The 7,986-nt window shown below is 74.0% G+C and carries 6 protein-coding genes; 1 reads left to right on the forward strand and 5 read right to left on the reverse strand.

Annotated features, from left to right (window positions below):
* Positions 1-87: 87 nt before the first annotated feature.
* From ACWGIG_RS34420 to ACWGIG_RS34430, 3 genes are all read right to left on the reverse strand, one after another.
* Complete coding sequence (locus ACWGIG_RS34420) at positions 88-564, reverse strand: nuclear transport factor 2 family protein (RefSeq protein WP_453325628.1); 477 nt, start codon at positions 562-564, stop codon at positions 88-90.
* 66 nt (positions 565-630) lie between these two features.
* Positions 631-2,331, reverse strand: coding sequence for an FAD-dependent oxidoreductase (locus ACWGIG_RS34425; protein WP_453325629.1), 1,701 nt, complete (start codon positions 2,329-2,331; stop codon positions 631-633).
* Positions 2,332-2,428: 97 nt separating this feature from the next.
* Positions 2,429-4,069: a class I adenylate-forming enzyme family protein gene (locus tag ACWGIG_RS34430; protein WP_453325630.1), complete on the reverse strand. Its 1,641-nt coding sequence runs from the start codon at positions 4,067-4,069 to the stop codon at positions 2,429-2,431.
* 228 nt (positions 4,070-4,297) lie between these two features.
* Here ACWGIG_RS34430 and ACWGIG_RS34435 point away from each other — a divergent pair, with 228 nt between their 5' ends.
* Positions 4,298-4,954 (forward strand): DUF5701 family protein, encoded by a 657-nt coding sequence (locus ACWGIG_RS34435; RefSeq protein ID WP_453325631.1) that lies wholly within the window; start codon positions 4,298-4,300, stop codon positions 4,952-4,954.
* 23 nt (positions 4,955-4,977) lie between these two features.
* On the opposite strand, the gene ACWGIG_RS34440 is transcribed toward ACWGIG_RS34435, so the two are convergent.
* On the reverse strand, positions 4,978-6,288 hold the full coding sequence (locus tag ACWGIG_RS34440; protein ID WP_453325632.1) for an SGNH/GDSL hydrolase family protein: 1,311 nt from the start codon (positions 6,286-6,288) through the stop codon (positions 4,978-4,980).
* A gap of 235 nt (positions 6,289-6,523) precedes the next feature.
* Positions 6,524-7,597: a transcriptional regulator gene (locus ACWGIG_RS34445; RefSeq protein WP_453325633.1), complete on the reverse strand. Its 1,074-nt coding sequence runs from the start codon at positions 7,595-7,597 to the stop codon at positions 6,524-6,526.
* Positions 7,598-7,986: the final 389 nt, after the last annotated feature.

The following is a 7,986-nucleotide window of genomic DNA, read 5'->3' on the forward strand; positions in this document are numbered from 1 at the left end:
CGGAGGAAGATTCCTCCGGGGGCCCCGTCACGTCCGGGTTCGCGCACGGTTCCACGTGCGGGTTCGCACACGGGCGACGGCCGCGGCTCAGGCGAGGTCGTCCCGGGTGACCGTACGGGCGAGTACCCGCAGCGTGCCGTCGTCGCCGCGCACCAGCCGGTCCTCGCAGACGCACACCCGGTGCACCGCGGAGTCGCCCCCCACCTGCGAGACGTAGACGATGGCGTACGAACGCACGTCGACGGCGCCGTCCGCGAGGGGGCGCACGTCGAACATGCCGATGAAGTGCCGGTGGCGCTGCCCCGCGGCGGCGAGTTCGGCGTGGGTGCGGCTGGTCGCCGCGATCAGCCCCGGGCGTCCCCGCACGGGCTCGGGGAGCGTCGGCACGGCGAAGGTCGCGTCCTCGGTGAACGTCGCGGCCCAGCGCTCCGACTCCCCCAGGTCGAGAAGCTGCATCTGGTGCGCGTAGAACTGCTGCACCTCGGCGTGCAGGGACGCGTTCCAGGCGGCCGGGGCGGCGGCCGGAGCGGGGACGGGGGCTGCGAGGTCGGGCGTGGTCGTCATGGCGACTCCGTTCGTCGGTTGCGCCCATGCTGTGCCGGGCGGATCGCAGGCACGGTGGAGCATCCCTCAAGCCCGCGGACCCTCGCCGGGCAGCCGGACGGGGGCGGCGCTCGGGGCTGCGGGCTCCTCCGGGACCCCGTCCGCGAGCGGGGTGAGCGGCCCCGCCGGGGCGAGGGCGCCGGACAGGGCGGCCCGGGTCAGCGCGGCGCCCCGGGCGGCGACGTGGCCGTCCGGGCGTGCCAGCAGCCAGCCGCCGGGGGTCAGGCCGAGTTCCGTGCGCAGCCGGCCGTCCTGGTCGGGGAGCGGGGCGGGCCCGTCGGTGCCCGTGCCGCCGACGGTGCGTACCGACAGCCACGGGGCGTACTGGAGGGCCGCCGTGCCGGCGACGTCCGCCGGGGTGTCGCCCGACCGGCTGCCCCCCGCGGCCAGCAGCAACGTCCAGCGGGGGTCGCGGAGTTCGGCGTGCAGCGCGGCGCAGCCGGGGTGGTCCGGCTCGTGCACCCGGGCCCCGGTGAGCCGTTCGCCGGGTGCGGGTCCCGCGGAGCGGCCCGGGGCGCCGGTGGTCAGGGAGGAGGTGGCGTAGCCGATGCGCAGCCCGGACATGCCGCCGAGCACCTTGCGCTGCACCGCCCGCCGCAGCGGGCGCACCGTGCGTACGGCGGCGAGGGCGAGGGGCAGCGCCCGGGAGGCGAACGCCTGCTTCAACTGGACGAGGAAGGTGGCGGTCCGGGTGGAGTGGAGCAGCGTCCTGCCCAGCGGCACCCGCTCCTCGCTGAAGGTGGCCAGGAGGTCCGGGTGGGCGTGGCCGTGGGCGACCATGGCGAGCTTCCAGGCCAGGTTGCAGGCCTCCTGGATGCCGGTGTTCATGCCCTGCCCGGAGGCGGGGCTGTGCACGTGGGCGGCGTCGCCCGCGACCAGTACCCGGCCCTCGTGCATCCGCTCCACCATCCGCTGCTGGAAGGTGAAGACCGACGTCCACCGGCTCGGGCCGACCCGGACCCGGTGGCCGAGGCCCGCCGACAGCTTCTCGCTCAGCAGCTCCTCGGTGCGGCGCGGGTCGCCCCCGCGCGGGGCGGGCACGGTGTCGAGCACCCGCCAGTGCCCGTCGCGCAGGAAGGGCACCATCATCAGCGCCTGACTGCCGGTGTGGGCCCAGTAGATGGTGTCGGGCGGCAGGTCGGTCTCGATCGGGGCGTCGGTGAGCATCCAGGTCTCGCTGGCCTCCCCGGCCAGTTCGAGGCCCAGTTGTGCGCGTACGGTGCTGTGGCCTCCGTCGCAGCCCACCAGCCAGGGCGTCTCGATCCGCTCCACGTCGCCGTCCGGGCCGCTCAGGGTCGCCCGTACGGTGTCCGCGTCCTGGGTGAAGCCGGTCAGCCGCACCCCCCATTCGACCTCGATCCCGCGGCGGGACAGCGCCGCGCGCAGCACCGCCTCCGTCTCGGTCTGCTCGATGAGCAGGGTGAAGGGGTAGGAGGTCGGCATGGTGGCGTAGTCGGCCTCCAGCCGGGCGGGCCGGCCGCCGCGCGCGTACATGGTGAAGGCGCGGTTGCGGCGGCCCCTGGCCAGCAGGTCGTCGACGACGCCCATCTGGTCGAACAGCTCCAGGGTGCGCGGGTGCGCGGCCACGGCCCTGCTGGTGCGCGCGGGTCCTTCGGCGGCGTCGACGACCCGCACCGAAAGACCCCGGCGGGCCAGTTCGTGGGCGGCGGTCAGGCCGACGGGGCCGGCTCCCGCGACGAGTACGTCGGGGCCCGTCCGCCGCGTCATGCGCCGCCTCCGGGAAGGGCGTGCCGGTGCGCGGGAAGGGCGTGCCGGTGCGCGGGAAGGGCGTGCCGGTGCGCGGGGCGGGGGTGCACGGGGCCGGTCATGGTGTGTTCCTCTCCTGGCTCTCCTGAGGGGTGCGGGAGCGCAACCGGGCGCGCAGGGCGCGCCGTTCGGGCTTTCCCGCGGGGCTGCGGGGGACGGCCGGCAGGGTCTCGGCCAGCCGGACGTGCTCGTGGTCGGCGAGTCGCCCGTTGGCCCGTGCGGTGATGGAGGCGAGCACGTCGGCCACGGCGCGCCCGGCCGGGCCCGGGGCGGCGCCGTGGCCTGGCGCGGGATCGTCGCGCAGGACGATGCCGGCCCAGGCGAGGGAGCCGTGCACCTCGTCGGGCAGGTCGGCGACGATGCAGTCGGCGACCCGCGGGTCCTCGCGCAGGACGTTCTCGATCCGGCTCGGCGAGACGATTTCGTTGTCGTACGAGAAGAGGTCGTCGACCCGGTCGACCAGGCACAGCTCCCCCTCCTCGTCGAGGTGGCCGACGTCCCCGGTGGAGAACCAGCCGTCCGCGTCGATCCGTTGCGGCCTGCGGTCCCCGAGGTAGCCCGCCATCAGCTGCGGCCCCCTCACCTGTACCTCCCCGGTGGCCCCCGGTCCGACCGGCAGGCGGGAGGAGAGGTCCACGAGACGGCACTGGGTGCCGGGCAGCGCCTCGCCGACCGTGCCCGGCCGGTGCCGTCCGGGCCGCTGGCAGTGGGTGAGCGGGGAGAGTTCGGTCATGCCGTAGCCCTGGACGACGGGAACGCCCAGCCGTTCGCGCAGCAGGTGCGCCGCCTGGGGCCGCAGTGCGGAGCCACCGGAGAGCACGGCCGTCAGCCGGGTGCCGCCGGGTGCGGGGCCCGCGGCGGTGAGCCGCGGGTCGGCGGCCAGCCGGTGCAGCCGTGCGGGCAGCCCGTAGTAGTGGGTGGCGCCCGCCCCGGCGGCCACGGCGAGCGACGCGAAGGGGTCGGGGTCCTGGCACAGCACCTGGCAGGCGCCCGCGTACATCGCGGAGTTGAGGTGCATGACGTGGAAGAAGGGCAGGTGGTTGAGGGTGACCGAGGTGCAGTCCAGGCGGTGCGCGACGGCGGTCTGCTTCGCGTTGGCGACCAGGTTGCGGTGGGTGAGCAGGACGCCCTTCGGGGGGCCCGTGGTGCCGGTGGTGAACTGGACGGCCGCGATCGACGCCGGGTCGGCCGGGCCGCCCCCGGGCGTCGACGGGGCTGATTCCAGGGCGCGTTGCAGGGACACGGTGGAGCCGGACGCAGATCCGTGCGGTCCGTCGGTCACCACGACCGTGCGCAGCAGGGGCAGTGCGTCGCGCATCGCGTTCACCACCTTGGCGGTGACGGCGGGCAGGAACGCCACCTCGGCCTCCGCGGTGGCCAGGACGTGCCGCAGGCCTTCTTCGGGGGCCATCGGATGGACCAGGACGGCGGTGGCGCCGCTGCGGACCGTGCCGTAGTAGAGGGCGGCGAAGTCCGGCCCGAGGGCGGGGACCACTGCCGTACGCACCCCGCGCCGCCCCGCGTTCTCCTGCTCCAGCCAGGCGGCGACCCGGTCGGCCCGTGCGTCCAGCGCGGCGAAGTCCACCGCGGTGCCCTCGGTGCTGTCCTCGGTGCGCAGGGCGATGCCTCCGGGGTCGCGGACCGCGGCCTCGCGGAGCAGGGCGTCCAGCGGAAGGTCCGGCACGGTGAAGCGGGGCATGGCTCGTACTCCTCCGGTCGGTCGGTGCACTGCTGCACGGCGACCGTTCACACGGTGCGCCAACTCCCTTGAGAAACCGTTGGGAAAGGGTCGATCCGCGCTGCAGCGCGGCAAGCGGCGGGCCCACCGGAGGCTGTCGGCGGGCTGAAGGCGGGCGTGCGGCGGGCGTGCGGCGGGCCTGCGGGGAAGATCTAAAATGGTCTTGAGTTCCCTGACCCGGAGGTATGCATGACCGCTTTCGACGCCGGCACCGAGTTCGACCGTCAGCTCCAGACCCTCGTCGACCTGGGTTACCCGGGTCTCGCCGGGCTTTCGGAGAGCGACTTCCGCGAAAGGACCGCGCCCCTGCGCGCACCCGTCGTGGCACGGGCGGAGCACATGGCGGAGCCGGAGGAGGGCCGCGTCCCCTTCGTCCTGGTGGTCCCACGGGCCGTCGTCTCCCTGGAGGAGGCGGTGCCGCTCACCACTCTCGCGAGCCCCCGCAGGACCGAACCGGGCGTCATCGAGCGCTTCTTCGGCCCCGGCGAGCTGGAGCGCTTCGTCTCGCTCGACGAACTCGCCGTCCCGGAGAAGGAGTTGTACGTCCTCTTCGACATCGACCGGGGCGAGGAGTTCTGCGGGACGGTCCCGCTGGAGGCGTTCAAGGTGATCGAGGGCCGGGAGCGCAGCGTCCTCACCATCGAGGAGGGCCTGGCACTGCTCACCCAGTTCCCCGCCGCCCTCGCCAAGAACAAGTGCTGGTCCGTCGCCGGCAGCCGCATCGGCGACCCGCGGGTTCCCGCGTTCTGGATCAGCAAGAACGCGCCGAAGCTGGGCTGGTGCTGGGAGGGCAATCCGCACACCTGGCTGGGCGTCGCCTCGGCGGGGGCCCGCGCCGTCCTCTGACCCCCGCCTCGGCGCGGCCGGGCTCAGTACAGCAGCTGGAGCGGGAACGCCCGGGCCATCGCGGCCATGCCCGCGTCGTTGAGGTGCAGACCGTCGCCGCCGTCGTACGCGGGCAGCAGTCGGCCCGGCCGGCCGGGGTCGCGGACGGCGGCGTCGAAGTCGACGACCCCGTCGAAGGCGCCGCCCGTGCGGATCCAGGTGTTGACGGCCTGGCGGACCGACTCGCGCTGCGGGGTGAAGTAGCCGAGGGAGTCGCCCTCGAAGGGCAGGATCGTCGCGCCGACGATCCGCAGTCCCTTCTGGTGGGCACGCTGGATCAACTGCCGGTACCCCTCGATGAGTTCGGGGGCCGAGACCTCCTCGGACGCGGGTGCGACGAGGCCCGGCGCGCCCAGGTCGTTGACACCGAGGAGCACGCTGACGACGCGGGCCCCGGGCTGCCCCAGTACGTCCCGGTCGAACCTCTTCAGTGCGCTCTCGCCGAAGTACGCGGCGAAGGACTCGGCGGGCGAACCGGGCTCCGGGTTCGGGTCCCGCAGCAGGCGGTTGCCGCCGATGCCGGCGTTCACGACGCCGGTACGGGTCAACTGCCCGTCCGCGCGCGCCCGTTCGGCGAGCAGGTCGGGCCAGCGGTGGTTGGCGCCGATCGTGGTGTGTTCACCGTCGGTGAGGGAGTCGCCGAGCGCCACCAGGGCCGAGGGCGCCCTGCCGCTGCCGGCGGCGGGGTCGACGGACACGCCCGACAGGAAGTGCCACGACGTGGTGGTCCTGGTCGGTGCGAGGTCGGGCTTGCCCGTGACGTCGCCTGCGGCCACGAAGTTGCGCTGGTAGGCCGACGAGTGGACGGTGTCGGCCGGGGTGTGCTGCGGCAGGTACAGGCTGATCACGAGGTCGCTGCCGGCGGTCGTGGGCAGCTCGACGGGGTCGCTCCAGCGCTGTGTGCCCGGCGGGAGCGTCGTCGACGTACTGCCGCCGAAGCGCAGCACGCGGTCGCTGCCGGGGTCGACGGCGGTCTCGGGCCCGCCCGCCGCCGGACGTGCGGCATGCGCTCCGCCCAGGACCAGCGGCGTCGCGCCGAACTCGTTGGTGAACCGCACGCGCAGGGCGCCCCCCGCGACGGACGTGTGCACCTTCTGCCGCAGCGTCTGGTTCTCGTACACCGTGGTGTCGGAGGCGGGTGCGGCGGTGGGCGAGGCCGCCCAGGTGCCGGTCGGAGTGCCGGCCGGTGTGCTCGTCGGCGTGCTCGTCGCGGCGTGGGCGGCGGGCGCCGGGGCGAGCACGGTGAGAAGGGCCAGGAGGGGCGCACTCAGCAGTGCGGGTATGCGTCCGCGCATGGGCGTCGTACCTTTCGTGGGGTCGGTGGGACGGCCACGAACGATCATAGGAAGACGCCGGGGAGCGGTCGGTGTCCTCGACCGGGCACCGCCGGGGATCCGGCCGGAGCTCCGGCCGGGTTCGAGCGCCGCACCACCGGGCGCCGACCGTACTTCCCCCAGCCGCACCACCGGGCGCCGACCGCTTTTGCCCCGCGTGCTCAACTGCCGTCGCGCGCAGTTGAACAGCAGCCGGTCACGGTTGCTCGCTCTCCCCGATCTCGCGCGCGAACTCCTCCCACATGCCCGCGTACTTCCTCGCGAGGTCGGCCACCAGGTTCGTGCAGTGCGAGGGCACCGTATCGGCCATCAGCAGGAGTTCCCGCCGCTCCACGGCGCTTCGCTGGAGCAGCCGCAGGAGCTGCCTACCGCTCTCCTTGTGCCGCAGCGACGGGTCGCGCAGGAGCTTGTCCATCGGCGAGACGTCGGCCGGGCGGACCGCGCGGATCGGGCGGACCACGCCCACGGCGTCCTCGGCCGCACCGCCCTGCGGCCTCGTGGCACCCGTCGCGCCCGTGGGGCTCATGGCACCCGTCGGACTCGTCGCGCCCGTCGCGTTCATGTCGCTCGTCGCGCCCGTCGCGTCGGCGCCCGCCTGCCGCTTCTTCGAGGTGTCCCGTTCCGGTACGGGCGGCAGGCCGGAGGCGAGTCGTTTGCGGACGTCGCCGACCGTCGCCGGTGAGATGCCGACGCACCGGGCCACCTCGCGCAGCGAGGCGTGCGGGCGCTCCCTGAGCAGTTCGACGGCCTTGCGGCGGCCCTCCGCGCCGTCCAGCGGCCGGAGCTTGCCGTCCGTACCCCTGCGGGCCTGCGGCCACGGGCCCTTGCCTGCCGAGGCGGCCCGCAGCGCCGCCACGGTCTTGGCGCCGACCCCCGCACTGCGCGCCACCGCCCGGTCCGAGAGGTGCGGCCACTGGGCGAGGATGCGCTGCGCGGCGGCCCGGCGGTCCTCCCGGGAGAGCGGAAGGCCGTGCGCCGTGTTGGACCGGACCGCGAGGAGGAACGCCTCCTCGGCAGCGCCGTCGAAGAACCGCACCTCGATGTGCTCGCGGCCCTTCGCGGACGCGGCCATGATGCGGTGCATGCCGTCGATGACCCGCATCGTGGCCCGCTCCACGAGGATCGGCGGCAGCGTGTCGTCGAGCTCCGCGAGCCGGGCCACGTGCGCGGTGTCCTCGCCCCTCAGGCGGGGGGAATAGCCGGGAACGAGCGACGAGATCGGTACGGATCGAATTTCCTGGTCGAGGGTCCCCGCCAACGCCGCCGTCATTGTCGGAGCGTCAGAATTCTCTCGCGTCGGATCGAAGACAAGTGCACCGGAATCTGGCATGTGACTGACTCAGCTCCCCTCGGAATTCAAGCTCCTGCACGGTACACACGTTCACCGTTCGCAGGCGCCGTATCGCATCGAGGTGGAATCCAGAATTCCCTTGAAAACACTTGAGGAGGGCTCGAAGAACGCTTGAGGAGTGGTGGAGGACGACTGCGTCCCGGGTTCACAGAATGAGTTCGTACCCGTCCGGCAGAACTTCCGCACCGGCCTTGTGCACCGTCGCGCAGGCGTCGGAGGACGGGTCCAGGAGCGGGTTGGTGTTGTTGAAGTGGGTGTAGATGCGGCGCAGGCCCGGGTGGCGGGCGAGGGCGGCGAGGCTGCCGCCC

Source organism: Streptomyces sp. NPDC054863, assembly GCF_053610825.1.

Coding starts and splice junctions, on each gene's coding strand:
- ACWGIG_RS34420 (WP_453325628.1), bottom strand. CDS start 564: ATGACGACCACGCCCGACCTCGCAGCCCCCGTCCCCGCTCCGGCCGCC.
- ACWGIG_RS34425 (WP_453325629.1), bottom strand. CDS start 2,331: ATGACGCGGCGGACGGGCCCCGACGTACTCGTCGCGGGAGCCGGCCCC.
- ACWGIG_RS34430 (WP_453325630.1), bottom strand. CDS start 4,069: ATGCCCCGCTTCACCGTGCCGGACCTTCCGCTGGACGCCCTGCTCCGC.
- ACWGIG_RS34435 (WP_453325631.1), top strand. CDS start 4,298: ATGACCGCTTTCGACGCCGGCACCGAGTTCGACCGTCAGCTCCAGACC.
- ACWGIG_RS34440 (WP_453325632.1), bottom strand. CDS start 6,288: ATGCGCGGACGCATACCCGCACTGCTGAGTGCGCCCCTCCTGGCCCTT.
- ACWGIG_RS34445 (WP_453325633.1), bottom strand. CDS start 7,597: ATGACGGCGGCGTTGGCGGGGACCCTCGACCAGGAAATTCGATCCGTA.